Genomic DNA, 25,787 nt, shown 5'->3' on the forward strand with positions numbered 1-25,787 from the left:
CGGCGTCTCCTCGTTGTCGTTGCCGGCACAGTCCCACACAGATGGGGCGCAGGCAACGCCGGACAAGGCGGATCAGAGCCGCGTGGCCAGTTCGCGCAATCGCGTCCCCGTGATCGCATCGGCCGGAAAGAACGTCTCGATCGCGATTTCCGACAGGGTGACGTCGATCGGCGTGCCGAACACCATGGTGGTGGAGATGAAGCTCAGCACCTCGTCGCCGAGCTGCAGGCGAAACGGCACCGCGACCGCATCCGCTGCGATCGGCGCGGCGCGCGCCGGCACCGGATAGGTCTTCAGTTCGTCGTACAGCGCGATCAGCTTCGGATCGGCGCTGGTCTCGCACTGCCGGTGTAGTCGCTCCAGCAGATGCGCGCACCACTCGCCCAGATTGGCGGTGCGTGCCGCCAAACCTTCGGGATGAAACGACAGCCGCAGCACGTTGAGCGGCGGCGCAAGCAGATGCGGCGCAACGCCGTCGAGCATCGGCGCGACCATGCGGTTGGCCGACACCAGGTTCCAGTGCCGATCGACCGCCAGCGCAGGGTTCGGCTCGTGCGCGGCAAGCACCTGATCGACGGCAGCCCGCACCGAGGCGAGCGCCGGGTCATCCAGCGAGCGCTGCGGGAACGCCGGTGCGAAGCCCGCCGCGACGAGCAACACGTTGCGCTCACGAAGCGGGACGTCGAGCCGCTCGGCGAGCCGCAGCACCATCTCGCGCGACGGCGAGGCGCGTCCCGTCTCGACGAATGACAGATGCCGCGCCGAGATTTCCGCGTCGAGCGCGAGATCGAGCTGACTGAGCCGGCGGCGCTGCCGCCACTGCCGCAAGTAATCACCGATCCGGACCGGCTGCGCGCCGGCGGCGGCATTGATCGAAGACACGTTGGTGTTCATGCGCGAACGCTAGCACGCACACCGCACAGCATCCATGACCTCCGAGGTAAAGCGTTTCTGACCTGCCAGGTAATCGAATTGCGTCGCGCATCCCGGCATCCTTCGGGGCATCGCTGCAACCGAAGGAGACGTTCCATGATCCAATCCTCTATGACCCGCCCGTCCACGCTGCTCCGCCGCGCCCTGCAGGCCGACGCTGTCATCAGCGGCGCGATGGCGTTGCTGCTGAGCTTGGCGGCCGGCACGCTCTCGCGCCTGCTCGCCCTGCCGCAGCCGCTGCTGCTGGAGACCGGACTGTTCCTGATCGGCTACGCCGCCCTGGTCGGCTGGCTCGGTACCCGCAGCGTGCTGCCACGGGCGCTGGTACTGATCGTGATCGGCGGCAACGCACTATGGACGCTCGCGAGCGTCGCACTGCTGCTCAGCGGCGCAGTCGCACCGAATGCGCTCGGCATTGCTTTCGTGCTGATGCAGGCGACGGCGGTCGGGATCTTCGCCGAGCTGCAGTTCATTGGGCTAAAGCGGAGTGATGCGGCCTTGGCCAGTTAGCACCAAAGCCTCCGCCGTCATTGCGAGCGAAGCGAAGCAATCCAGCTTCTTGCAAGGATCTGGATTGCTTCGTCGGCTTCGCCTCCTCGCAATGACGATTGGAGAGGCTGTGACTACAATCAGGCTGCCTTGGATTTGCTCGCAGCAGCCGTCTTACGCGACGACGTGGTCTTCGCCGGCTTCGCCGCTTTGGTCTTGCCGGCCTTTGCCGTCACGACCTTCGTCTTCGCTGCCTTGCCGGCGCCCTTCGTCTTCGCCGCCGCTTTTGCCTTCACCGCTTTCGGCGCCTTCGACTTGGCGACCTTCTCCGGCTTCAACGGCTTTTCCGGCTTGGCCTTACCGGCCGCCTTCGCGGCCTTGCGGGCGGCCTTTTCGGCTTCGGCTTGCGCCTTGCGCTCGGCCTTCAGCTTCAGCTTGGCTTTCTCGGCCCGGGCTTCGGCGGCCTTCTTCTTGCGCTTCTTCTCGCAGGAGACGCACTTGCAGCCGATCGGCTTCAGATAGGCTTTGAAGTAATCGGTGCCGTAATCGTAGTTGATCTCTTCGCCCGGCTCGATGTTCTTGATCGCGCGGATGATCACGCGCTTCTTGCGCGGATTGACGTCGGACTCAGCGTTCGGCTTGCAGGCGTGGTTGATGTAGCGCGCGACGTTCTTGCGAACCGAGCCGTCGATGGTCCAACGCTTGTTCAGCTCAAACAGGTATTTGTTTTCGATGCCGTCGTGCTTCTTGTTGTGCGCGTCGAGCAGCGGCCCGAAATACCGGATGATCTTGGCGCCCTTCTTGATCGGCTTGACGGCAAACAGGCCGAGCCCGGTTTTGGAGCGGCCAACGCGGTAATGGTCATTCGACAACAGCGGCATGGTTCTTCGATTCGAACGCGGCTAAAGGACGGACACGAAGGCGCCGTTCTAGAGCGATTCCGCCGCAAAGGGCAGTACCTGAGCGGAAATTGCTCGAACCTTCCCCAGCCGGACGCCGACCGACAAAGGTTCCGCTGCGATGCAAGGCCTGCCAATGCGACTGCTCCCCGCCCTCGCCGTGCTGCTCCCACTCACCATTCCAGCCTCCCTCGTGGCGCCGGCCCAGGCTGACGGCGCCAGCAGCGTCTATAGTTCGACCGCTCCCAAGGCGTGCCGGGTCGCGCGGCCGGGCGGCGCGCCCGAGGATAGCGGCGAGTGGCTGTGCCCCGGCCAGGACGGGCTGGTGGTGGTCGTATCGGAGATGGACCTGCGCCAGAGCGTCAGCGTCGGCCGCAATTACAAGGATGCCAGCGCCCAGCCGGCGGCCAAAACCTCGTTCGGCCCGTTCAACTCCACCACCGATACGGTCGAATGGCGGCTCGACGGCGCCGGCAAGCCGTTCGCCATCATCCAGCGCTGGCACCTCGCTGACAACGACGATCTCGGCAAAGGCGGCCGGCCCAACACCAAGCAGATGCTGGTGGTGACGCGGCTGCCGCCCGGCGCGGTGTGCCACGTCGCCTATGTGGACGTCGCCGCCAACCGCAACGCCAACGAGGTGGCACGGCAGGCTGCCGACGAGCTGGCGCGCGGCTTTGCCTGCGGCAAGGACAAGCCCAAGCCATTCGGCAGCCCTGGTCGGGCCACCACGCTGGCTGCGCCGAATTGAAGTGGTCTAAACTGATGCCTGCCTAAATTAGGTGCCCGGCCCTTGCTGCCGGGCTGCCGCGGTTTACTTCCCTCGAGGGGGCACGCACAATCGGGCGGGGCGACGGCGCTCCGCCGCGGTCCTCCGCAGGCGGCGACAGCGGAGAAACGTGCAATGAAGGCGGTGTTCGCCAAGCTCGGCAGCGACTTCTTCTCCACCATCGTCTTCGTGGTGCTGTATTTCTCGACCGGCAACGTCGCGCTGGCGACGATCGTCGCCGTGCTCGGCGCAGTCGGGCAGTTCATCTACGCCAAAGTGAAGGGCCAGCGGCTCGACGTGATGGCCTATGCCAGCGTCGCGCTGGTGGTGGTGCTCGGCGGCGCCACGCTGCTGACCAACGATCCGCGCTTCGTGCTGATCAAGCCCAGCGTCGGCCACATCGCGGTCGGGCTGCTGATGCTGCGCCGGGACTGGATGCTGCGCTACGTGCCGCCGATCGTCGGCGACACCATCCCGGACTATGTGCGGATCGCCGGCTACGCCTGGGCGGCGCTGATGCTGGTGCTCGGCGCCGGGGTGATCGCCGCGGCGCTGACCGGCGATATCAAGCTGTGGACGTTCTACGTGATGGTAATCGCGCCGGCGTTCAAAGTCGCAGCGTTCGCCGCGCAGTATCTGGTGTTTCGCTTCGCGATCCGCAGCCGGCGGCGGGCCGCAGCCGCGACTGCAGCGACGACCGCATCGACACCGATCACGGCCGAATCTTAGCGGCGACTTACATCCGCGGCGCGGCGGCGAGCGCCAGCGCGCGATCTTCGTTCGGTGCCAGCTGCGCAGTGGCCCGCGCGTAGTGATGATCACCTTCGTACACCACCACGATGCCGCCGACGCCATTGTCCAGCGCCGAGGTGGTGAATGCCGCCAGTCCGGTGCGATCGAGCGGCACGTGCGCGGCGATCACCCGGTCGCCGTCGCGGAAGCTTACCGTGCCGGTCGGCAGGCCGTGCGGACCGGTGACGGCGGCGGTCAGCGTCACCACCGCACCGGATGCCGGGGCAGCATCGGACGACGACAGCGTCAGGCGCGGATGGGCCAGCACATCGAGCGCGACATCGGCCGACTGGCTCGGCAGCACGATCAGCGGCAGCCGGCTGGCGCTGCCGGCGTAATCGGCGCGCAACAGATGCCGCCCCGGCTTGAGGCCGTCGACCGTGAGGCTCGGTTTGCCGGCATCGATCCAGCCCAGCACGGTGCTGGTCGACAGATCGTAGAACACCACCCGGCCGTCAGGGACGCCGGCGCCGTAACCGGTGCGGACGGTCGCGTTCAGCACGAACCGGCCGGGAACACTGGGCTCGGCGATGATATCCAGGCGGGTGACGGTCGTCTCGGACACCACCTCGACCTGCGCGGCGGCAGGGAGGCTGGTCAGTCCGGGCAGCAGCGCCGCAACCGCAAGCGCGGCACTCACATATGACAAACGCATGTCGGGTCTCCACCTTGAAGGCGTTGGAAACCTCGAGACGTCCTCCGAAGTTAACATAGGATAGCACGACGCGTGCACTGCACCACAGGTATCTGCATGCGCGGCCGGCAGAGCAGAACACCGCCCGATTCACGATGACCAGCTATCGCGGCCCCTGGCCGCAGCGGGGCGGCACGTTCGGGCTTGTTTGTCGCTCCCGCACCATACTAAGAGGGGCGGCCCGGTGAACTCACGAGGACCGGGACCAAGGGGAGAAACACATGGCAGTCGACGGAAACTGGAAACTCACCATGAGCACGCCGATGGGCGAGCGGCAGGCCGACCTGACGCTGAAGGCCGACGGCTCGACGCTCACCGGCTCGCAATCCGCCGACGGCGATGCCGGCGAGATCTTCGACGGCACCGTGAACGGCGACGACGTCGCCTGGAAGCTGTCGATCACCAACCCGATGCCGCTGACGCTGAGCTACACCGGCAAGGTGAGCGGCGACAGCATCTCCGGCGAGATGGGCATCGGCCCGATGGGCTCGTTCCCGTTCACCGGCACCCGGGCGTAAGGCGTCGAGATCGCGGCGGTTCCGCCGCAGCCGCAGTTACCAATGTCATCACCGGGCCGGCGCGCAGCGCCGAGACCCGGTGATCCATCACTTGAAGAAGATGGATGGCCGGGCCTTCGCCGCGCCGAAGGGGCTTCGGCCCCGCAGGCGGGTCAAGCCCGGCCATGACTGCTCCTGACGATAACTTAGGCTGGCTCCTCCGAGGGAGTCATTCCGGGGCGCGCGTGAAACGCGCGAACCCGGAATCTCGAAGTAATTAGACACCCGATCGCAACAACCTCGGGATTCCGGGTTCGCTCACTGCGTGAGCGCCCCGGAATGACGGTGCGAGTGGTGGGCCCTCGGCGCCGCCTCAGCCCAGGTTCAGTTCCTTGAAGAAGTCGTTGCCCTTGTCGTCGACGATGATGAAGGCCGGGAAGTCGACGACGTCGATCTTCCAGATCGCCTCCATGCCGAGCTCGGGATATTCCAGCACCTCGACCTTCTTGATGCAGTGCTCGGCAAGGTTGGCCGCGGCGCCGCCGATCGAGCCGAGATAGAAGCCGCCATACTTCTTGCACGCCTCGCGCACCGCCGGAGCGCGGTTGCCCTTGGCGACCATCACCATCGAGCCGCCGGCCGCCTGGAACTGATCGACGAACGAGTCCATCCGCCCCGCGGTGGTCGGGCCGAACGCGCCGGAGGCGTAGCCGTCCGGGGTCTTGGCCGGGCCGGCGTAGTACACCGGATGGTTCTTGAAGTAATCCGGCAGCGGCTCGCCCTTCTCCAGCCGGTCGCGCAGCTTGGCATGGGCGGCGTCGCGCGCCACGATCATGGTGCCGGTCAGCGACAGCCGGGTCTTGATCGGGTGCTTGCTCAGCGTCGCGAGGATGTCCTTCATCGGCTGGTTGAGGTCGATCTTCACCACCTCGCCGCCGAGCGCCTGCTCGACTTCCGGCAAATACTGCGCCGGGTTGTGCTCGAGCTCTTCCAGATACACGCCATCCTTGGTGATCTTGCCGAGCATCTGCCGGTCGGCCGAGCACGATACGCCGAGGCCGATCGGCAACGAGGCGCCGTGGCGCGGCAGCCGGATGACGCGGACGTCGTGGCAGAAATACTTGCCGCCGAACTGCGCACCGACGCCGAGGCTCTGCGTCATCTTGTGGATTTCCTGCTCCATCTCGACGTCGCGGAACGCGTTGCCGAGTTCGGAGCCGTGGGTCGGCAGCGCATCGAGATAGCGCGCGGAGGCGAGCTTCACCGTCTTCATCGTGGTCTCGACCGAAGTGCCGCCGATCACGATCGCCAGGTGATAGGGCGGGCACGCCGCAGTGCCGAGCGTCATGATCTTCTCTTTCAGGAACGCCAGCAGCCGGTCGCGCGTCAGCAGCGACGGCGTCGCCTGGAACAGGAAGCTCTTGTTGGCCGAGCCGCCGCCCTTGGCCATGAACATGAACTTGTAGGCATCATCGCCCTCGGCGTAGATCTCGCACTGCGCCGGCATGTTGTTGGCGGTGTTCTTCTCCTCGAACATCGACAGCGGCGCGACCTGCGAGTAGCGCAAGTTGCGGCGCAAGTAAGCGTCGCGCGCGCCTTCTGACAGCGCCGCTTCATCGTCGCCGTCGGTGATGACGTTCGAGCCCTTCTTGCCCATGATGATCGCGGTGCCGGTGTCCTGGCACATCGGCAGCACGCCGCCGGCGGCGATATTGGCGTTCTTCAGGAAGTCGAGCGCGACGAACTTGTCGTTCGGGCTCGCCTCCGGATCGTCCAGGATCTTGCGGAGCTGCTTGAGGTGGCCGGGCCGCAGATAATGGTTGATCTCGCCGAACGCCGCCTCCGACAGCGCGCGCAGCGCCTCGCGCTCCACCACCAGCATGTCGCGCCCGAGCACCTTCTCGACCCGCACGCCGTCCGACGTGATCTTGCGATAGACGGTGTCGTCCTTGCCCAGCGGAAACAGCGGGGTGTGCTTATAGGGCGGAACCGGGGTGGCAGCAGACGGAACGGGCGTGGGAGCGTTCATGGACAGGGCCTCGAATGGGTAAATTCGCGGCCCTGTCTAGGCGGTTTCGGCGGGATTTTGAAGGGTTCAAAACGGGAGGGTGGGGAGCTTCATGGGACCTGCCCGGCCAGATCGGGACCAACTGGACCTGCCGCATCTTCCGGTGGCGGCTCCGTCAGGAGGCCATCCTGTGGGACATCCACATCCGGCTCAGATTTCAGTACGATGGGCTGGGCTAGTACAGGCCGCTCTTGCGGTCCGGTCAGCTCCTGCTCCGCCGCATCGCGCATCGCTTCCGTATTGACGCTCGCGGGCTCGGCCTTTGCCTCGGGAAGACGCGGTGCAGTCCGCTGCCAAGCCCGCAGATGCTGCCCAGCTTGATCGTAGGCGAGGGGGACAATCGCCTCTAGTTCGGCGATGAAATTCTTGCGCTGTGCGAAGCGGGCGCCGATATCACGCACCATGATCACGTCGAACGACGTCACCACCTGCCCCGCCTTCTCATCTACAGCTTGATCGACGTTCTCTCGAAGCGCCGCGAGCGGTCGCTGAGTGCTACTGGTTCGTCCCGGCCAGTACAGACGGATATGCCAGTTCTCGTTCGTCGTGGGCGGAAACTGGCGCAGTAGCCAGTTCAGCCTCGCCTTCGTTCCCTTCTTGTCGTCAGGTGCCCTCAGATGCATCGAAACTGCGAGCGAGCGCGTTTTGATGTCTGCAGTGACCTCCAGAGGAGACGCCGCGTCCGGCACGATCAACGTAGCGGCGAGAGAATGCTCCTCGCATAAGTGACAGCTATCAGCCTTGGCCCGCGCATCGAGGTCGCGAAGATGTTCCCTCGGGATTCGCGGCGAGACTTCGACGCCGAGTTGTCGGCTCATCGTCAGCGACAGGTCGCGCACGACTTGGTGCCATGCTCCAACAATCTCGCGTGTCACAGCAGAGTTCGGCGACGGCGCGGCCCCCGCCTGAACAGATGCCACCAGGTCGGTCCAACACGCGGGCATCTGATCAAAGCCCTTCACTCCGGCGCTTGGGTGCGTGAGAAAGCGGACCATTTCGTTGAGGACAAACCTCTGATCGCGATCGAGGATCTCATCGTTGGCAAGTAGCAGGCTCGCTTCGGTAAGGACGTGCATCCAAGACCAGTGAAACAGCTCGATCTTACGTCGCGCGGATACTGAAACCTGCAAAGGGTGAACAGCCGGGACAGCGGCAAACTGATTGGAAATCGTAATTAGGGCGTCGATGTCGTTCTCGCGCGCAAGCGCTAAATAGCTTTCGACTTGGCCGACCTCCAGTTCAGAATTTCCAACCTTGGCTTCGACCAGAGCCCGCCACTGACGATTACCCGTAGTGAGAACAATCAGGCCGTCCGGCCTCATTTTGTCTGACTGAGATGAGAAGCAGACCTCAGTAAAGGTCTCGATCCTCGTTCGGGGCCCAGCGCGCTGGCCGACCGTATTCATCATCGAGCGACCGAACTCATCCACATTGGCAAGACACGCCAACAGGATCGACGCCGTTCGACCTTCCTTTGAGGTATCGGCCAGAACCGGAAAAAGCCGAGCACGCTCACCGCGACTTAAATAGCTTGGAATATCCAACATCGGGGGCACCCTGAAATGCAACTCAGGGTCGCAATACTGCAGCGATTTCCCGCCAACCGGAAGCCGGAAAATCTGCATCGATCCCGTATGGGAAACGCAAAGATAAGCGGAGGCGGAACCCTCGTGCGTCACCGCCCTCATCCAAACACCGCCTATTCTGCCCACCTCCCGCACAGGTATTGCCCCTTGCACGGGCTGCTAGCGGCGAGTTCTGGATCGCAGCGGTGGGCTCGACGAAAACTGCCGACCGTTACAGCGAGCTGAGCATCCAACTCCGTCCCCACATCCAGCCGGATCTGAGATCCCGGCAAGTATACGATCCGGGGAAACTCTGATCTCCTGATTGTCCATGGCCGATGTGCACGCTGATCAGTAGCCGCGAACTTGGTCCTCTTGCATCTGGCTTCGGCGCAAGCTTCAGTACCGCCAGGGACTGAGGAGAAGACCTGATGCTGCGCCGCCTGCCCTATCTCATTGCCACCGCTGCTATCGCCTCGACATTCGCCGCCTCCCCCGCCCGGGCCGATCGCTGCGACGATCTTGCCAAGCAGCTCAAGGCGCAGATCGATGGGATCAGCGTCGGCAAGACCGCGGCCAACATGATCTACCTGTCGCATCCGGCCGCGAAGGCGCTGCGGCTGGGGTGTCCGAGCCGCACGGTGAAGAACGAGGTTTACGGCCAGGCGCCGGCGCGAAAGCCGTCGCCGGAATTTCAGGACCTGATCGCCAGCGCCGCCGCAATCGTGTTCACGATCCCGAAGCCGGACACGCTGCGCGGCGTCAAGCGCTGCTTCGGCCGGGTCGGCATTTTGCGCGGCAACGACATCAAGACCCGCTTCCGCCGGCTCGACATGCGCTGCATCCGCACCAAGACCGACGCATCGATCTCGATCACCCGCGACAGCAGCGAGTAGCTGCGCGGCCGCTCCGGCGGCGCCCCTCCCCTCGTGATGTCCCGCAATCCAAAGCCCGGCATTTGAAGCAAATGCCGGCGCAGGGGTGCGCGCAAAGTTCACCGGGCAGCGCGATGATCGCGGTTGATCCGATGCCTACCCGGGCGCGGTCGGTGGCAAGCCGCCGCCGGCGCACCATCTGATCGGGGGACGTTGGCCAACACGAGGAAAGACTGATGAGCAGCATTTCGAGCGTGTCGTCGACACCGGTGGCCAAGCCGGCGACTCAGGCGAGCCCTCCGCCGCCACCTCCGCCGCCGAAAGACGACAAGGACACCACCAGCATCCAGCCGCCGAAAGCGGCGCTGCCGCCCGGACAGGGCACCCGCGTCGACCAGCTCGCGTAAAGCACGACGACGCGGTTCAGAAGCGACGACGGGACCCGCCACGCGCGGGGCTTTGTTGTTTCAGCCCGATCGCTGCGCTGGTGGCCATCTGGCGCGCAGCCGGCGCTCTGCTAGACTCGGCCGACGCGAGCGGCGGGGTAGCCTGATGAGCGATGCCAAAGTCCTGACCGGCGGCTGCCATTGCGGTCTGGTGCGGTTCGAATGCACCACCGACCTGTCGATGGTCACGGCTTGCAACTGCTCGATCTGCACCAAGAAGGGTCTGCACTTCACCTTCCTGCCGCCGAAGAGCTTTCAGCTGCGCGCCGGCGAAGACAGCCTGAAAGAATATCTGTTCAACAAGCGCGCGGTCAGTCACCAGCTCTGCAGCGAGTGCGGCGTCGAGGTGTTCGCCCGGGGCACAAAGCCCGATGGCACCGAAGTGGTGGCGCTGAACGTCTCCTGCATCGACGGCATCGAGCTGTCGCAGCTGAAGATGACGCCGATCGACGGACGGCACAGATAGGTTCGCGCAAGTCCACCGGCGTCATTCCGGGGCGCGCGTGAAACGCGCGAACCCGGAATCTCGAAGTGGTGTGCTCGGATCAGATTTCGGGTTCGCGCGCTTTCGCTCGCGCCCCGGAATGACCTCGCAGAGAGATCGAACGCCACCTGACAGGCTGTTACTTATCCAGCTCCTTGTAGTGCCGGAAGATGCCTTCCTTGTTGAACGGAATGCGGCGGTCGCTGGCGAGGTAAGAGGCGATGTTCGGGCGTTCGGCGATCCGGTCGTGCAGCGCGACCAGCTTCGGAATGTCGCGCTCGAACGTCTTCATGTGCTTTGGAAAGGCGTAGCGCAGGCCCTCGACGATCTGAAACAGCGACAGGTCGGCATAGGTCAGCTTGCGCCCGGTGAGATAGGTGCCGCCGCCGCCGGCGACCAGGCGTTCGAAATAGCCGAGGAACTTCGGCGCGCGATTGTCCCAGAACTCGGCGGTGCGTTTCTTCGCCGGCTTCCGCTGGTCTTCGTAGTACAGCATGGTGCCGATCGGATGGTGAGTGTCGTGCACCTCCTGCACCAGGTCCGCGATCGTGAGCTGCAGCTGATGCACCCACAGCCGGCCGGCTTCGCTCGCGGGTGCAAGGCCATGACGGCTGCCGAGATACAGCAGGATGTTGGCGGTCTGGCCGATGATCAGCTTGCCGGCTTTGAGAAACGGCGGCGCAAACGGCGGCGTGCCCTGCTCCGCCTGCATCAGCTTCATCATCGTGGACATGCCGGCCTTATTGCGGCGCGCGGCATCGACATAGGCGGCGCCGGCCTCTTCGAGCGCCAGCCGCACGAATTCGCCGCGGCCCTGAATGGTCGGCCAGTAGTACAGTTCGTAAGCCATCGGTTCGGCCCCTGTGCTGATCGACGCGGCTCCGCCTCCGCGCCGCCCTGCTCCAGAGCCTAACAAAAAAGCGCCGCGGAAGGTCCGCGGCGCTTCGATGCTGGATCGCTCGGGAGCAGAGCGTCAGTTGGTCTGCTGGATCGCGGCCAATTCCCAGCTCGCGCCGGGGCGCCGAGTAAAGGTCCAGATCTCGGTGACCTCGATCGGCGTATCGCTGCCGGCGACCAGGCGATTGGTGCCGCGCTCCAGGGTCTTGTCGACCAGCGAGAACCGCATCGCCACGGTGGCGTAGTCGGTTTCGCCCTCGCGCCAGGCTTCGGCGAGATCGCCCTGCAGCAGCTTCACATCCGACACCTTGTTGATGTCGTTGTTGGCCTTGTTCTCCTCCAGGTCCTTGGCGAAGTACGACGCCATTTCCGGAGTGGCGAGCTGGCGCAGCCGGTCGATGTCTTCATTCGACCACGCCGCCTGGATGTCACCCAGCAGGCGCTCGAACGCCTCATAGTCGTCCGGCTTGATCTCCAGCGGCCGGTCATTGCTGGCGCTGGCGCCGCCACCGAAGCCGAAGCCGCCGCGCGAGGCCGGCTGCGCCGCCGGGTTGGCCGATTGGTTCATCGCATAGGCGCCATCGGGCCGCGGGCCCTGGCCGGCCACCGCACCGGGCGCATAGGCCGCCTGCGGGTTGTTGCGACGCTGCCACCAGCCCCAGGCCAGACGCGCCAGGATCACGACCAGCGCCACCTGCAGTACCAGCCCGATGATCGAGGCGAAGCTGCCGAGACCGGACAGGAAGCCGCCGCCGAACAGCATGCCGAGCAGGCCGGCGCCGAGGAAGCCAGCGGCAAGGCCGCCGAGCATGCCCATGCCCGGGCGGTTGAAGAAGCCGCCCTTGTTGGCGGCGGCGCCCGCCGCCGGGCCGCTCATGCCGGGGCCGCCCGGCTGGCTATAGGTGCGGTTGAACGGTTGAGCGGCACCCGGCGCCGTGTTGGTGCTGGGCGGTGCCGAGAAGCTGCGCGAGCCGCGCGAACCGGAGCTCGAGCCGCCGCCGATGCGCGCGTCGGCCGCCGACGTCAGCGCCAACGACAGCGGCATCGCGAGCGACATCGCCACAGCAAGAGCGGTCATAAAGCCGCGGGTGCGGTGCAAGAAATTCATGTTACTCCCTCAATCCCCGGCAGGGGGAAGCTCCGTAAAAATGGGCACCAGCCTCCAAAAAGGAAGCGGGCGCGTCGTCGCACACCTGCGGCCCTCGGTCGCGGGGAGTACGGTGAACCTAACGAGGCGTTAAGAAATCCGCCGTCGCATTGCAACTGATCGGCAATGCGAACTGGCACCACCATGAGTCTCGTCATGCCGCCTCGTGCCGGCATCCGCGACACGCGGAGATATCAACGACAAAAACGTGCATGGCCGGGACAAGCCCGGCCACGACGAAATTGAAGGGCGTTGCGCTCATCGAAGCGAGCGCTGTCCGCCGCACGCGTTCAGTTCGGCGCCATCGTCTCCTTCACCTTCGCGACCAGCGCGCTCAGCGCGAACGGTTTGGCCAGGAAGGCGAACTGCTCGTTCTCCGGCAGGCTCTTCTCGAACGCATCCTCGGCATAGCCCGACACGAAGATGATCTTCAGCTCCGGATTGCGGGCGCGCATCGCTTTCAGCAGCGTCGGGCCGTCCATTTCCGGCATCACCACGTCGGAGACGACGAGATCGACTTCGCCGCCATGGGCATCGAATTCTTCCAGCGCTTCGACGCCGTTGGAAGCTTCGATCACCTCATAGCCGCGGGAGCGCAGGCCGCGGGCATTGAGCGAGCGAAGACCCTCTTCGTCTTCGACCAGCAGGATCGTGCCCTGCCCGGTCATGTCAGCGCGGGGCTTGGGCGCGGCCGGTGCCGGCTCGGGTGCCGTGCCGCTGGCCGCGGGTGTCTCAACCTGCGGCTCGGCGACCTGCTCGTGGCGCGGCAGATAGATGCGGAAGGTGGTGCCCTTGCCGATTTCCGAGTCGACGTACACGAAGCCGCCGGTCTGCTTGATGATGCCGTACACCGTCGACAGCCCGAGCCCGGTGCCCTTGCCGACTTCCTTGGTCGAGAAGAACGGCTCGAAGATCTTGTCGAGAATTTCCGGCGGAATGCCGGTGCCGGTGTCGGAGACTTCGACGCAGACATAGTCGGCCGCCGGCATGCCGTTGTGGCCGAGCTGCGAGGCGGCGGAGGCGGAGACGTTGGCGGTGCGGATCGTCAGCTTGCCGCCGTCGGGCATCGCGTCGCGGGCGTTGACCGCGAGATTGACGATCACCTGCTCGAATTGCGAGACGTCGGCCTTGGTCCGCCACAGATCGCGGCCGTGCTGCATTTCCAGCGAGATCTTCTCGCCGATCAGCCGTTTCAGCAGCCGATCGATGTCGGTCAGCGCCTCGCCGAGATCGAGCACCTGGGGACGCAGTGTTTGTTTGCGCGAGAATGCCAGCAGCTGCCGCACCAGCGTCGCGGCGCGGGTGGCGTTCTGCTTGATCTGCATGATGTCCTGGAACGACGGATCGGTCGGCTTGTGCGCGTTCAGCAGGAAGTCGTTGGCCATCATGATGGCCGACAGCACGTTGTTGAAGTCGTGCGCGATGCCACCGGCGAGCTGGCCGATGGTGTCCATCTTCTGCGCCTGATTGACCTGGTTCTCCAGGGCGCGGCGCTCGGTGGTTTCGAGCATGTGGACGATGGCCGCTTCGTTGTCGGTCTCATCGCTGACCGCGGTCACGAAGAACTGGCCCCAGCGCTCCTTGGCGCTGTCGAGCATCACTTCGACCGGCGCGATATCGGCCTGCCCCTTGGCGGCCTGCTCGATCGCGCCTGCCAGCACCGCGCGGTCGCGCGCCGACGCCGCCGCCAGGATCGACTTGGACGCCGAAGCGCCGGCCGGGTCGAGGCTCTGCGCCAGCTTGGCAAGCCGCGCGTTCGCCCGGACCACCGCACCCGTCTTGTCGACGGTAGCGATCGCCATCGGGGTCTGGTCGAAGAACCGCATGAAGCGGATTTCGGCAGCGCGCTGCGGATCGAGCCGATCGTCGCGGGCACGGCTGATCACCAGCGTGCGCGACGGGCCGGGAGTGCCGTCGGCGCCGAAGGCGAGCTTGTGATAGAGCCGCACCGGCACGGTCTGGCCGCCGCGCTTCTTCAGGTCGATGTCGAAGACTTCGGTCTTCACCTCGCCCGGCTCCGGCACGATCGAGGTCAGCAGCGCGGCGCCGTCGCCCGAAACCACGTCCGATAGCTTCAGGCCACCGGAGCCGATCTCGGCGAGGTCATGATCGAGCCAGTTCGCCAGCGTGGCGTTGACATAGACGAGGTTGCCGGCCGGATTGACCGAGAAGAACCCGCAGGGCGCATGGTCGAGATATTCGATCGCGTGCTGCAGGGTCTGGAACACGTCCTCCTGGCGCTCGCGGTCGCGGGTGATGTCGGCGATCGACCACACCGTCTGCCGCGCCTCGCGCTTGCTGGTGCCGAGCGGGCGAACCCGCAGCCGCATCCAGCGGCCCTGGGTGCCGTCTGCGCCGGCAACCCGCACTTCCTCCTGCAGGCGCCGTCCCTCGCGAGCCGCCTTGAGCAGCCGGAACACCGCCTCGGAGACATCGGGATTACCGATGAACACCCGCTCCACCGGGCGGACGTCCTGCATCGTCGCCGCACCCGTCAGCGCCAGATAGGTCGAGTTGGCATAAACGACATGGCCGCCAGCGTCGGTGACTGCGATACCATCGAAAGCGTTTTCGGGAATCGCCCGCAGGATCGGATCTTCGGCGGAACGGTCGGCGAAGCCGATGATACCGGCCGCGAACGCGAACAGCATGAACAGGCCGACCATCGCCAGCAGCGCCAGCAGGCCGAGAATGTAAGGCTGGGCTCCGGCTCGGCCGAGCGTCATGAACGCCACGGCGGCGGCGACGATGGCGCCGGCCAGCAGCAGCACAAGCGCGATACTGCCGCCGCGGCGGGCCGGCTCCGGCGAGGCCGGACGCGGCTCGGGCGAAGCTTGTTGATCGTTGATGGTCATGGTCACCGAACCGGTCCCTTGCCCGCCGGGCACGCGGCGGCGCGGCTCCAACTGCCTGAATCGCGGCCGGAAACGCAAGACCATCCTCCGGCCCGTCCGCAGGCCATCAAGGACAATCCGCTCCGGCTTCCCGCGCCAGGGCGGCGCGCCGCCCGCCCCGCTCCTCGCTGCTGATGCATCGCCCCGCTCAATTGCTGCGGCCGGACCACGCCCGCTTCAGGTTCATGACGTAACCGATCACCTCGGCGACCGCCTGGTAGTGTTCGACCGGGATCTCATCGTCGATCTCCACCGTGGCGTACAACGCGCGCGCCAGCGGCACGTTCTCGACGATCGGCACGTCGTGTTCCTTGGCGACTTCCCGGATCTTGAACGCCACCGCGTCGACACCCTTGGCGACGCAGATCGGCGCCGACATGCCGCGCTCGTATTTCAGCGCCACCGAGAAGTGGGTCGGGTTGGTGATGACCACCGACGCATTCGGCACCTCGGCCATCATCCGCTTCTTCATCCGCTGATAGCGGAGCTGCCGCAACCGGCCCTTGATGTGCGGATCGCCTTCCGACTGCTTGAATTCTTCCTTGATCTCCTGCAGCGACATCTTCTGCTTTTCGTGCCACTGCCGATACTGGAAGAAGTAATCGCCGACGGCCACGAAGGCGAGCATCGCCACCACCGCGCCGAGCAGCTTCAGCGTCAGCGCCACGGTGACGCCGAGCAGCGCGGAAACGTCCATCTTCAGCAGCGCGTCGAGCCGGTCGTGCTCGGGATACAGCACCGCCACCATCACGATGCCGAGCGCCACGACCTTGAACAGGCCCTTGAGGAAGTTGGCCATCGCCTGTTTGCCGAACAGCCGCTTGGCGCCTTCGAGCGGCGACAGCTTGCTGAATTTCGGCGTCAGCGCCTCGGCGGAAAACACCAGCCGGTGCTGAATCATGTTGCTGGCGATCGCGACGATCACCAGCATCAACAGCGGAATGCCGATCGCCGCCAGCGTCGCGTAGGACAGGCTCTTGGCGAGCGCGATCAGCCCGTCGCCGTCGGCGCGCAGCATCCAAGACTTTTCGATCAGATTGCGCATCGGCGCGAGAATGCCGGCGCCGATCGACTCGTGGAACGAGGACAGCACCAGCGTCGCGCCGGCGATCAGGAACCAGGTGTTGACCTCCTGGCTCTTGACGACGTCGCCGCGCTTGAGTGCATCGTCGAGACGTTTTTGTGTCGGCTCTTCTGTTTTCTCGTCACTGTCCTCGGACATCGTTCAGCTCCGAACGACGCCGAGCGTCAGCGTGGCATCAGATCGTGCATCACGCCGCCGAAATAGCCGAGGAAAGCGCCCATCATCGTGGTCAGCACCACCGCGAGCACGATGAAGCCGATCACGATCGAAAGCGGAACGCCGACGAAATACACCTGCATCTGCGGCATCAGCCGCGCCAGCACGCCAAGCCCGATGTTGAACACCAGGCCGAACACCAGGAACGGCGCCGACAATTGCAGGCCGAGCTTGAACGCAGCCGCGAACGCTTTGGTGGCCAGCGCCGCGACGTCGCCGGTGTGCATTAATTCGCCCGGCGCGAACACCTTGTAGCTGTCGCTCAGCGCCTGGATCACCAGATAGTGCATGTCGGTGGCGAACAGCAGCGTGACACCGAGCATCGTCAGAAAATTGCCGACCACCACGCCCTGCTGGCCCTGCGTCGGATCGACCGCCGAAACGAAGCCGAGCCCGAGCTGCTGGGCGATCACCGCGCCCGCGACCTGCAGCGCCGACAGCGTCACCCGCGCGGTGGCGCCGAGCACGATGCCGACCGCGATCTCCTGCAGCATCAGCACCAACAGCGGCGTCAGCGACGACATGTCGATCTGATAGGCCGAGCGATGCAGCGGCAGCATGATTAGCGTCAGCATGAGCGCGATCGACAGCTTCACCCGCGTCGGGATGTTGCTCTCGCCGAACGCCGGCATCAGCATCACCATCGAGCCGATGCGTGCGAACACCAGCATGAAGGTGGCGGCGAGCGCCGGCAGGAAGGTCAGGTCGATGCGCATCGCGGCTGTCTGATTCGGAGCGCGCGTCAGAAGGTCGTGCGCCACAGCCGCGCGATGCGGCGATGGCGGATGCGACCAACGAAGCGGCGCGGGCTCCGATCATGCGTCAACCGCCGATGATTCGCGATGAGATCCGCATCATCTGCGAGTGCAGCGCGTCGGCCATGAAGGGCAGCGCCAGCACCAAGGTGACGAACATCGCCAGGATTTTCGGCACAAACACCAGCGTCTGTTCCTGAATCTGGGTCAGCGCCTGGACCAGCGACACCGCGACGCCGACCACCAGGCCGACCACCATCAGCGGCGCCGACACCACGACGATGGTCCAGATCGCGTCGCGGGCGACGTCGAGGGTTTCGGGGCCGGTCATGAGAGAATCCTTGTGTCGACGATTGTGGCAGTGGTGGTGTTCGGTCTCGCCATCGTCATCGCGAGGAGCGGAGCGACGAAGCGATCCAGGAGCGCGGTGCGCTGGGCTCTGGATTGCTTCGCTCGCAATGACGATGCCTATCGGTAACTTGCCGCCGTCAGATCGGCATCCGCATGATTTCTTCGTAGGACTGGATCACCCGGTCGCGGACCGACACCAGCGTCGACACCGCGACGTCGGTTTCGGCGACCGCGGTCACCACATCCATCACGTTGGATTTGCCGGAGGCCATCGCCATCGACTGCGCGTCGGACTTGCGGCCGGCGTCGAGCACGCTGCCCATCGCCTGCTTGACCAGGTTGCCGAACGACGGAGCGTCTTCGCTCCCCTTGTCGGCGCCGGCCGGCTTGGCCAGGCGGGCGAGGCTCGCATAGGCATTCGCTGCTGAAATCGGGGAGGCCATGGGTCAGTGTCCTGGTGCGATGCTGGGGAAGCGGATCAGGCTTTGAGAATGTCGAGCGTGCGCTGGATCATCCGGCGGGTGGCGCTGATGACGTTGAGGTTGGCCTCGTAGGACCGCTGCGCATCGCGCATGTCGGTCATTTCGATCACCGGATTGACGTTCGGGTACTTGACGTTGCCGTTGGCGTCGGCAGCCGGGTTGGTCGGCTCGTATTTGACGCGGAACGCCGAGGTGTCCGGCTTGACGCGGCCGAGCGCCACGACGCGGGCGTCGAGCGTGCGGTCCAGCGCCGACGTGAAGGTCGGCACCTTGCGGCGATACGGGTCGCCGCCCGGGTTCTGCGCCGTGGAGTCGGCGTTGGCGACGTTTTCCGAGATCACCCGCATCCGGCCCGCCTGCGCGCGCAGGCCGGAAGTGGCGATACCCATCGAGCGGGCGAAGTCGTTGCCGTCGTCTGCCATGGTTTAGCCTCCCGGCGCTTCTCAGCGCTTGCCGATTGCGGTCTTGAGCAGGCCGAGACTGCGGCTGTAGAGCGAGGTCACGGCGGCGTAGTCCATCTGGTTGGACGAGACCTTCAGCATCTCGTCCTCGAGGTTCACGGCGTTGCCGGCCGGACGGGTCTGGAAGCCGCCGTTGTTGTTGGTGGAGAAGCTCGGCGAGCCGCCCGGCGGGGTCAGATGCGACGCGCTGGTGCGCATCAGCGGCAGCGATCCGCCAGGACCGCCGGCGGCTTGTCCCTCCGGGGTGAATTTCGGCTCCACCAGATCCCGCGGCCGGAAGTTCGGCGTGTCGGAATTGGAGATATTTTCGGCAAGCACCTTCTGGCGCTCCTGATGCCACTGCATCTTGGTGCGCAACGCGTTGAGCTCGGGGAGATCGTTGATCGGCATAGCCGCCTCCGCCCCGGTCTTGCCGCCACGCGATTCCGCCGGGTAGGCAGAATTTGCCGCCCCTATGGTTAACGACTGGTTAAGAGGTCCGAGCTGCATGCCGGACGCAGTGGTAACTGCGGCGAAAACGGCACCAAACGCGGTTTGGGCGGCATGATTGGTGGATTATAAGAAGAAACGGATGGCAGTTCTTGCCGGGGATTATTAAGAAGGGACGAGGCGGGCCGCCGCGCGTCACCGGAACTGGTCGCGTTCGCATTCCGGAATGGGCGCTTCCGGAAAGCGCCAGGGCGCCAGCGTTGTTTGCCGGGGATACAGCATGTCATCGCAGCCATTGATGTTTTTTCTCGCATTTCTGGCCGTTCTGGCGCTGATTGGCGCCGCCGCCTGGCTGGTGCGCCGCTTTGCCGGCAATCGGCTCGGCACCAATGCCAGCCGCGGCCGGATGCCGAGGCTCGCCGTGATCGACGCTGCCGCCGTCGATGGCCGCCGCCGTCTGGTTCTGGTCCGGCGCGACAATGTCGAACATCTGCTGATGATCGGCGGGCCGAGCGACATCGTGATCGAGCCCAACATCGTCCGTGCCACCCCGTCGCGGGATCAGTTGCCGACCCGCGCCGGTGTCGAGCCGCGCCTGACGGCGCCGGAGCCCGGCCAGTGGGAATCCGATACCGCCGCCGAGCTGCCGGAGCCGGAACTGCCGCCGATCCCGACACGACCGTTGCGCCCAGGTGTGGCCGAGGAGCCGCGTCGCGCGCCGCCGCCAATGCCGGAGCGCCGTCCGGCCGATCCGTTCGCCAGCCTGATGCCTGAACCGATCGCCCGCCCCGAACAGCCGCTACAGCCCTTGCCGCGCCCCGAGCCCCCGATGCCCCGCGTCGAGGCGCCGATCATGCGGGCCGAACCTCCGATCATGCGGGCGGACCCGCCGATCATGCGGCCCGAGCCGCCGATCACCCGTCCTGAGCCCCCGATCCTGCGCCCCGAGCCACCCGTTCTGCGCCCGGAGCCGCCGGTGCTGCGCCCGGAGCCGCCGCGCCCCGAGCCCCGCATGGAGCCGGCCCCCCGTCCGCGCGCCGAGCCGGCCATGCCGCGGCCGCCGCGTCCGGAACCCAAGCCCGCCCCAATTCGCACTGAGCGCCCCGCGCCGCCGCCCGCGCCCTTGGCCCCGCCCCCGCTCCCGCTCCCGCTGCGCCTGTCACCGCAGCGCTTTCAACCGCGGACCAGAATCTCGCCGAGATGGCCAACCGGCTCGAAGCCGCACTGCGCCGTCCGCCGAATGCGCCGGCCGAGCCGGCTCCTCCGGTCGCGCCGGAGCCGCCAGCCCGTCCCAATCCGCCGACCCCACGCGCTTCCGAGCCTGCCCCGAAGAGCCGGCCGCAGCGGAGGCGTCTCCCGCCGCCGGTAAGACCGGGTTCGAGAGCCTCGAAGACGAAATGGCCGCGCTGCTCGGCCGCCCGAAGTCCCCTACGTGAGCGCCTCGGCCGGCCCGCGTAGAGTTTTCATCAGTTCATCGGTTCTGATCATCGCGGTTCTCGCGATGATCGTGCCTGCGCAGGCCCAAGACATCAGCATCAATCTCGGCGGCAATAGCCCCGGCGTCACCGAGCGCGCGATCCAGCTGATCGCGCTGCTGACGGTGCTGTCGATCGCACCGTCGATCCTGGTGATGATGACGTCGTTCACCCGCATCGTCGTGGTGCTGTCGCTGCTGCGCACGGCGCTGGGCACGGCCACCGCGCCGCCGAATGCGGTGATCATCGCGCTGGCGCTGTTCCTGACCGCCTTCGTGATGGGACCGACGCTGCAGAAATCTTATGACGAAGGCATCAAGCCGCTGATCGCCAACGAGATCGGCGTCGACGACGCGATGGTGCGGGCGTCCGGGCCGCTGCGGATCTTCATGCAGAAGAACGTCCGCGAGAAAGATCTCAAGCTGTTCCTCGACCTGTCTGGCGAACCGCCACCGGCAACGCCGGAAGATTTGTCGCTCCGCATCCTGATGCCAGCGTTCCTGATCTCGGAGCTGAAACGCGCCTTCGAAATCGGCTTCCTGCTGTTCCTGCCCTTCCTGATCATCGACCTCGTCGTCGCATCGATCCTGATGTCGATGGGCATGATGATGCTGCCACCCGTCGTGGTGTCGCTGCCGTTCAAGCTGATCTTCTTCGTGCTGGTGGACGGCTGGTCGCTTGTCGCTGGCAGCTTGGTGCAGAGCTACACCGGCGGCGGATAGTCTCGCCGAGATCAACGCTGCGGATTGGCTCTCTTCTCCACGGCTCATTCCGGTGCACGTGCGAAGCGCGTGAACCCGGACGCTCAGCTGCGCACAACAACCTCGGGATTCCGTGTTCGCAGGCTTCGCCTGCGCGCCGGAATGACGGTTGGAGACCGCGAAGAACTGCTACCGCGTCGCCTGGATGGCGCGGATCTTCGGCGGCACCTGGGGCAGCGTGCCGGTGGCGGTGAGATCGGCGCCGGGCGGCGGGTTGAGGCGGGCGCTGGCATCGGGGAAGCGCTGCTTCATCTCGCGCAGGAAGCCTTCCAGCGTGTCGACGCTGGCGGCCATTTTGGCGATCGCCGCAAACGCAGCGCTGTTGCCGGCACTCGGCTGACTGGCGATGTCGAAGGCAGCGCGATCGGCCGGATCGGTCATCAATGGCGCAAACTTCTCGCGGAAACGATCGAGGCCGAGGGCGTCTTCGGCGAGCGCGTAACCGACCACGGCACGGATCACGTCGCTCTTCTCGGCCGACGACAGCGGCGTGAAGTCCTTCCAGCGATCGCCGAGATACAGCTCGATCTGCTCGGAGGATTCGCGCCAGCGCCGCGCCGCCCAGTAGATGTCGGAACGCAGCCGGATCGCCTCGCGTCCACTGATATTGCTGATGATGTCGAGCGCCAGATCGTGGCGGCCGATGTCGCTCTGCGCGCGCGCCTCGAGCAACAGCCGCTGCTGACGGAGTTCGCCGGCAAGATCGGCGATGCGCGACGAATGCAGCGCACCGATGGCGCGATCCGGCTTGCGGTTCATCAGGTAGATCATCGCCAGCTTGGCGGCGACCTGCGCCCGTGCCGCGCCTTCGAGACGCTTGTCGACCTGATACTGCAGAAGCTCGCTGGCCTGATCGAGCAGATCGACCGCGACCAGACGGTCGGCGAGCCGGCGGATCATCTCGTCGCCGCGCCGGCCGATCGGTGTCAGCTCGCGATACTCGTAGAACATTGCGAGGGCTTCGATCGGCGGCAGGTCGTCGCCCTTGCTGCCGAGGAAAATCTGCGCGAACAGCGCGCGGGCATCGTCCTGCGCCTTGCGGGCAGCTTCCGAATTCGGCGCAAGCTGGGTCGCAACCCGGGCCGCCTGCAGCGAATCCTGATAGCGGCCCGCATCCGCGTACATCTTGGTCAGCAGCTGCTGAGTGTTCACTTCGAGCTGGTCGCCGCGCCAGTTCACCGACAGCCGCTCCAGATCGGGCAGCGCCTCCGCGGGTGTCAGTTCTTCGCGCTTCAGCCGCAGCACGATCTCGCGAAACCGTGCTTCGGCGGCGGCCTGGCGATCGGACGAAGCCATCGCGTCCTTGTACTTCTTCAGCGCCTCCGGCTCGCGGCCGAGCGCCTCGTCGAGCCAGCCGCGCATCACCGCGACCTGCGGCTTGATCTCCGGCGGGATGCCGACCAAATCGAAATCGGTGCTGAGTTTTGCGGCGCCCGAATAGTCACGCACTTCCAGCGAGGCCCGCATCGCCGCGGCGAGCACGGCGCGCTGGATGTCGAGCGGCAGCGCCGTGATGGCGAACTGAACGCTCTTCAGCTTCTCGCGCGCCTCGGCCCATTTGCCCTGCCGCGCCAGCGCTACGCCCTTCCACATCTGAGCGTCGTAAGTCGAAGCGATCGCCGGATTGGCGACGTCCTTCAACGTCTGCTCCGGCCGCCACATCAGCGCGCTCGCGGCCGCATGGCCGAGCATGGTGGCGGCATCTTCCTGGCCGGGCTTGGTGGCGGACAGCGCAAGATCGAGCACGCCCTTGGCTTCGGGATAAAGACCGCGCGCCATGTAGAACCGCGCCAGATCGAGCCGGGCCGGCAGCTTGTCGTCACCGCCCGCGACCGACGCGGCGTTGAGACGCTCGTCGAGCATGTCCTTGAAGCTGCCGGTCTGATCCTTCGCCCATTGCCGGACATCGAAGAACGGCTTCTCGGATGCAGCATCACCGCCGCCGCTCTCCGCGGCGGAGGATAGCGTCAGGCCCCCAGGCCGCGTCAGCAGCACGGCATCGGGAGTGGTTTCAACGGTGACGTCATCGGACTTCAGCTCGACAACGACGCCGTGGATCGACTCCAGCAGATTGAACTCGACGAAGTTCTGCCGCTTGATGAAGCCGCGCGGCGGCGGCAGCGCGGTGACCACCGTCAGCGTATCGCCCGCGTCGGGATCGGCGAGCTTCTGAACCTGGCCGAGCGCCGGCAACGACACCGAGACACTGGCGCGGGTCGGATCGGCGATGTTGCGTACCGCCGACAGCGGCTGCGACGCCGCGCGGCCGGCATCGGCAAGCGTCACGGTCCAGCCTTTGCCTGCACCGTCGTCTTCGGTAAGCGTCGCGATCTGCGGGCGGCTGAGCCGGATCCGAATTGCTTGTCCGTTGGCGAGCGGGAGGCGGCTGGCGTCGCTGACCACCGCACTGCCCTCGCGGCGGATCGCCGACAGATCAAACGCCGCGGTGTTGTCGAGCACCAGCCACAGCACATCGCCGCGGCGGAACAGTGCCGCCGGGGTCGGAGCAGAAAACGCGAAGCTCAGGCGAAGCCCATCCGTATTCAGCCGTACCTCGACCGGCCGCCCCTCATTCGAGACCGGCTTGGCGGCCACTGACGGCACAGGTGCGGGAGCCTGAGGCGCAGCCGGAGCAGTCTGCGGCGGCGCGATGCTCGGCGCCGCAGGTCCCGCTGGCGCGGCCGCGACTTGACCACCTTTGGCAGGCGGGCCGGCTGGCGACGGCGTCGCTGAGGGCCCCGCCACAGACGGAGATGGCGCAGCAGCCGCCGCAGCCGCAGCTGCAGGCTGCGGACCGGCCGGCGTCGCCGGCTTCATGGCCTTGGCTTCCGCGGGAGCCGGCGAGGGCTTGGCCTCCGCCTTGTGATCGGCTTCCTTGGCGTCAGGCTTGTGGCCTGTGTCCTTCGCGTCGGGCTTGTGGCCGTTGTCGGCCTTGAGCTCCTGCTTCTGGATCTCCGCCTGCAGCGCCTTGGGATCGAGCTTGCCGATCTCCGGCAGCTTCAGTGCCTGCGGCCCCATGGTCTGACCGGACTCGGCGCCGCCCGGCTGGAAGCCGACATCGATGATGAAGTTCTTCTCTTCGCGGAACGAATGCACATCGGCGCCGCCAATCAGCGTGAAGTCGACGGTGGAATTACCGCCGTCGATGTTCTGCGCGATCGAAGCGACGCCCGGCGGCGAGGCGAGCTGCGCGTCGGCGAGGTCGAAGGTCAGTGGCGTGTTGAACTGCACCGACAGCTTGCGGTCGGTCAGCGTCGACGCCACCCGCACGTCGGACGGGACTTCGAACACGTAACGCACGAAGGTCGGCTGCACCGAGGTCCGCACCCGGATCGGTGGCCGCTTCTTCACTTCGGCGGTGGCGCGTTGCGCCTTCAGCGCGCGCTCGGCCGCGCGGGCGCGTTCAGCCAGTTCCTTCACCACGTCTTGCGGCAGTCCGGGCGGCGCGCCGGTCCAGTTTTCTGGCAGCAGATCGACGAACAGCCGTTCGCCGGCCGCCATCGCGTTGACAGTGAGCTTACGCGTCAGAGCCAGACGCAGCGCATAGCCGTCAGGATCAAGCCGCGCAGAACCGATATAGCCGGGCGCGGAATCGGCAAGCTTGTCGACCGGAATATCGATCGGTCGCTTGAAGCGGATCACCACGATCAGGCCCGCAGTGGCGACGTCGGAGTCGACGTCCTCGGCCATCTTCAGCAGCAGCCGGCCGTATCCACCTTTCGCTTCGAAGCTGGCTTCGCCGCGCACCTGCGCGGCCGCGGGCGCAACGGTCAGCGCGGCTGCGATCAGCAGCAGCAAGCCGGCAAGGCAGAGTCGTGCGACGCGCCTGACCAGCGCCTGTGACCAAACTCCAGCGGCAGCCATCCGCGCCATCCGTCGTGTCTTTCAGTCAACGACTCTGTCGTCTGCCGGTCCTAGGCGGCTTCGCCGCCAACAAAGATACTACGCTTCACGCATGCGCGTCGGCGCGGCGGAAGCGCGCAGAACCGCAGCCTGCCCCACTAGGGCACAAAAGCCGTTAACGGTGGTTTAACCATCGTCGACTGCGGCAGGCTCACCCTGCTTCGGCACGGCACCGCGTCACAATCAGAGATTTAGATTGTCGAGGTAAACACGTTTTTGATAGTGATGCAGAAGGCGGGGAGCGCAACCGCCCGAACCATCCTTTTGTGTGACCGCGATCGCCGTGCCCTTCCCGCCCGCCGTTGTCGGCCGTCCTGACGGACGCCGCACGACGCGACGACGCTTCGGATCGGCTCGCGCCACCGAGGAACGATGGACGATCAAAGCTGCGCCCGCCGCCGATCTGGCGCGCGGATATGCC

At 65.9% G+C, this 25,787-nt stretch carries 23 protein-coding genes and 1 pseudogene; 9 read left to right on the forward strand and 15 right to left on the reverse strand.

Going from position 1 to position 25,787, the window contains the following annotated elements:
- Window positions 1-72 precede the first annotated feature (72 nt).
- Entirely contained in the window at window positions 73-894 is an 822-nt protein-coding gene (locus LRC39_RS19795; protein ID WP_346295385.1) for a helix-turn-helix domain-containing protein, read from the reverse strand.
- Between the two features lie 135 nt (window positions 895-1,029).
- Between LRC39_RS19795 and LRC39_RS19800 the strand changes: the two genes are divergently transcribed.
- Window positions 1,030-1,443: a hypothetical protein gene (locus LRC39_RS19800; RefSeq protein ID WP_346295386.1), complete on the forward strand. Its 414-nt coding sequence runs from the start codon at window positions 1,030-1,032 to the stop codon at window positions 1,441-1,443.
- 119 nt (window positions 1,444-1,562) lie between these two features.
- Here LRC39_RS19800 and LRC39_RS19805 read toward each other — a convergent pair whose 3' ends face one another.
- Entirely contained in the window at window positions 1,563-2,303 is a 741-nt protein-coding gene (locus tag LRC39_RS19805; RefSeq protein WP_346295387.1) for an SET domain-containing protein, read from the reverse strand.
- A 139-nt stretch (window positions 2,304-2,442) separates the two neighbouring features.
- Here LRC39_RS19805 and LRC39_RS19810 point away from each other — a divergent pair, with 139 nt between their 5' ends.
- Window positions 2,443-3,072 carry a hypothetical protein gene (locus LRC39_RS19810; RefSeq protein WP_346295388.1) on the forward strand — a complete coding sequence of 210 codons (630 nt, stop codon included), beginning with the start codon at window positions 2,443-2,445 and terminating at the stop codon, window positions 3,070-3,072.
- Window positions 3,073-3,225: 153 nt separating this feature from the next.
- Complete coding sequence (locus tag LRC39_RS19815) at window positions 3,226-3,819, forward strand: inner membrane-spanning protein YciB (RefSeq protein ID WP_107356588.1); 594 nt, start codon at window positions 3,226-3,228, stop codon at window positions 3,817-3,819.
- 7 nt (window positions 3,820-3,826) lie between these two features.
- Here LRC39_RS19815 and LRC39_RS19820 read toward each other — a convergent pair whose 3' ends face one another.
- Window positions 3,827-4,537, reverse strand: coding sequence for an Ig-like domain-containing protein (locus LRC39_RS19820; RefSeq protein ID WP_346295389.1), 711 nt, complete (start codon window positions 4,535-4,537; stop codon window positions 3,827-3,829).
- Window positions 4,538-4,797: 260 nt separating this feature from the next.
- Between LRC39_RS19820 and LRC39_RS19825 the strand changes: the two genes are divergently transcribed.
- The gene (locus LRC39_RS19825) at window positions 4,798-5,094 is read left to right on the forward strand and encodes a hypothetical protein (RefSeq protein WP_011159411.1); all 297 of its coding nucleotides are present in this window, start codon (window positions 4,798-4,800) and stop codon (window positions 5,092-5,094) included.
- A 352-nt stretch (window positions 5,095-5,446) separates the two neighbouring features.
- Here LRC39_RS19825 and LRC39_RS19830 read toward each other — a convergent pair whose 3' ends face one another.
- Entirely contained in the window at window positions 5,447-7,102 is a 1,656-nt protein-coding gene (locus LRC39_RS19830) for a fumarate hydratase (RefSeq protein WP_164572130.1), read from the reverse strand.
- 89 nt (window positions 7,103-7,191) lie between these two features.
- On the reverse strand, window positions 7,192-8,688 hold the full coding sequence (locus tag LRC39_RS19835) for a hypothetical protein (protein ID WP_346295390.1): 1,497 nt from the start codon (window positions 8,686-8,688) through the stop codon (window positions 7,192-7,194).
- Window positions 8,689-9,137: 449 nt separating this feature from the next.
- Here LRC39_RS19835 and LRC39_RS19840 point away from each other — a divergent pair, with 449 nt between their 5' ends.
- The 3 genes from LRC39_RS19840 to LRC39_RS19850 all read left to right on the forward strand — a co-directional run bounded on the left by LRC39_RS19840 (window position 9,138) and on the right by LRC39_RS19850 (window position 10,493).
- Window positions 9,138-9,602 carry a hypothetical protein gene (locus LRC39_RS19840; protein WP_264053134.1) on the forward strand — a complete coding sequence of 155 codons (465 nt, stop codon included), beginning with the start codon at window positions 9,138-9,140 and terminating at the stop codon, window positions 9,600-9,602.
- A 215-nt stretch (window positions 9,603-9,817) separates the two neighbouring features.
- A complete protein-coding gene (locus LRC39_RS19845; RefSeq protein WP_205512636.1) occupies window positions 9,818-9,988 on the forward strand; it encodes a hypothetical protein in 171 nt (56 codons plus the stop codon).
- A gap of 145 nt (window positions 9,989-10,133) precedes the next feature.
- Window positions 10,134-10,493 (forward strand): GFA family protein, encoded by a 360-nt coding sequence (locus tag LRC39_RS19850; RefSeq protein WP_164607741.1) that lies wholly within the window; start codon window positions 10,134-10,136, stop codon window positions 10,491-10,493.
- A 157-nt stretch (window positions 10,494-10,650) separates the two neighbouring features.
- Here the strand turns inward: LRC39_RS19850 and LRC39_RS19855 are convergent, their stop codons facing one another.
- The 9 genes from LRC39_RS19855 to flgB all read right to left on the reverse strand — a co-directional run bounded on the left by LRC39_RS19855 (window position 10,651) and on the right by flgB (window position 19,188).
- On the reverse strand, window positions 10,651-11,361 hold the full coding sequence (locus LRC39_RS19855; RefSeq protein ID WP_346295391.1) for a glutathione S-transferase: 711 nt from the start codon (window positions 11,359-11,361) through the stop codon (window positions 10,651-10,653).
- Window positions 11,362-11,484: 123 nt separating this feature from the next.
- Window positions 11,485-12,516: a Tim44 domain-containing protein gene (locus LRC39_RS19860; protein ID WP_346295392.1), complete on the reverse strand. Its 1,032-nt coding sequence runs from the start codon at window positions 12,514-12,516 to the stop codon at window positions 11,485-11,487.
- 329 nt (window positions 12,517-12,845) lie between these two features.
- A complete protein-coding gene (gene cckA, locus LRC39_RS19865; RefSeq protein ID WP_430624949.1) occupies window positions 12,846-15,410 on the reverse strand; it encodes a cell cycle histidine kinase CckA in 2,565 nt (854 codons plus the stop codon).
- A gap of 187 nt (window positions 15,411-15,597) precedes the next feature.
- Window positions 15,598-16,671 (reverse strand): flagellar biosynthesis protein FlhB, encoded by a 1,074-nt coding sequence (gene flhB / locus LRC39_RS19870; RefSeq protein ID WP_346295393.1) that lies wholly within the window; start codon window positions 16,669-16,671, stop codon window positions 15,598-15,600.
- A 26-nt stretch (window positions 16,672-16,697) separates the two neighbouring features.
- A complete protein-coding gene (gene fliR, locus LRC39_RS19875; protein ID WP_107346693.1) occupies window positions 16,698-17,465 on the reverse strand; it encodes a flagellar biosynthetic protein FliR in 768 nt (255 codons plus the stop codon).
- A 106-nt stretch (window positions 17,466-17,571) separates the two neighbouring features.
- A complete protein-coding gene (gene fliQ, locus LRC39_RS19880; protein WP_011159421.1) occupies window positions 17,572-17,835 on the reverse strand; it encodes a flagellar biosynthesis protein FliQ in 264 nt (87 codons plus the stop codon).
- Window positions 17,836-17,992: 157 nt separating this feature from the next.
- The gene (fliE, locus tag LRC39_RS19885) at window positions 17,993-18,298 is read right to left on the reverse strand and encodes a flagellar hook-basal body complex protein FliE (protein ID WP_104513080.1); all 306 of its coding nucleotides are present in this window, start codon (window positions 18,296-18,298) and stop codon (window positions 17,993-17,995) included.
- A gap of 35 nt (window positions 18,299-18,333) precedes the next feature.
- Entirely contained in the window at window positions 18,334-18,759 is a 426-nt protein-coding gene (flgC, locus tag LRC39_RS19890; protein ID WP_011159423.1) for a flagellar basal body rod protein FlgC, read from the reverse strand.
- Between the two features lie 21 nt (window positions 18,760-18,780).
- Entirely contained in the window at window positions 18,781-19,188 is a 408-nt protein-coding gene (flgB, locus tag LRC39_RS19895) for a flagellar basal body rod protein FlgB (protein ID WP_012497251.1), read from the reverse strand.
- 319 nt (window positions 19,189-19,507) lie between these two features.
- On the opposite strand from flgB, the pseudogene LRC39_RS19900 reads away from it, so the two are divergent.
- Both LRC39_RS19900 and fliP read left to right on the forward strand, forming a co-directional pair.
- A pseudogene (locus LRC39_RS19900) lies at window positions 19,508-20,663 on the forward strand (flagellar biosynthetic protein FliO).
- Window positions 20,660-21,424, forward strand: a complete 765-nt coding sequence (gene fliP / locus LRC39_RS19905) for a flagellar type III secretion system pore protein FliP (protein WP_164574507.1) — start codon at window positions 20,660-20,662, stop codon at window positions 21,422-21,424. The pseudogene LRC39_RS19900 and the gene fliP overlap by 4 nt, the downstream one beginning before the upstream one ends.
- Window positions 21,425-21,592: 168 nt before the next feature.
- Here the strand turns inward: fliP and LRC39_RS19910 are convergent, their stop codons facing one another.
- A complete protein-coding gene (locus LRC39_RS19910) occupies window positions 21,593-25,336 on the reverse strand; it encodes a tetratricopeptide repeat protein (RefSeq protein WP_346295394.1) in 3,744 nt (1,247 codons plus the stop codon).
- Between the last annotated feature and the right edge of the window lie 451 nt (window positions 25,337-25,787).

The organism is Rhodopseudomonas sp. P1 (genome assembly GCF_039642825.1).
Classification (GTDB): Bacteria; Pseudomonadota; Alphaproteobacteria; order Rhizobiales; family Xanthobacteraceae; genus Rhodopseudomonas; species Rhodopseudomonas palustris_H.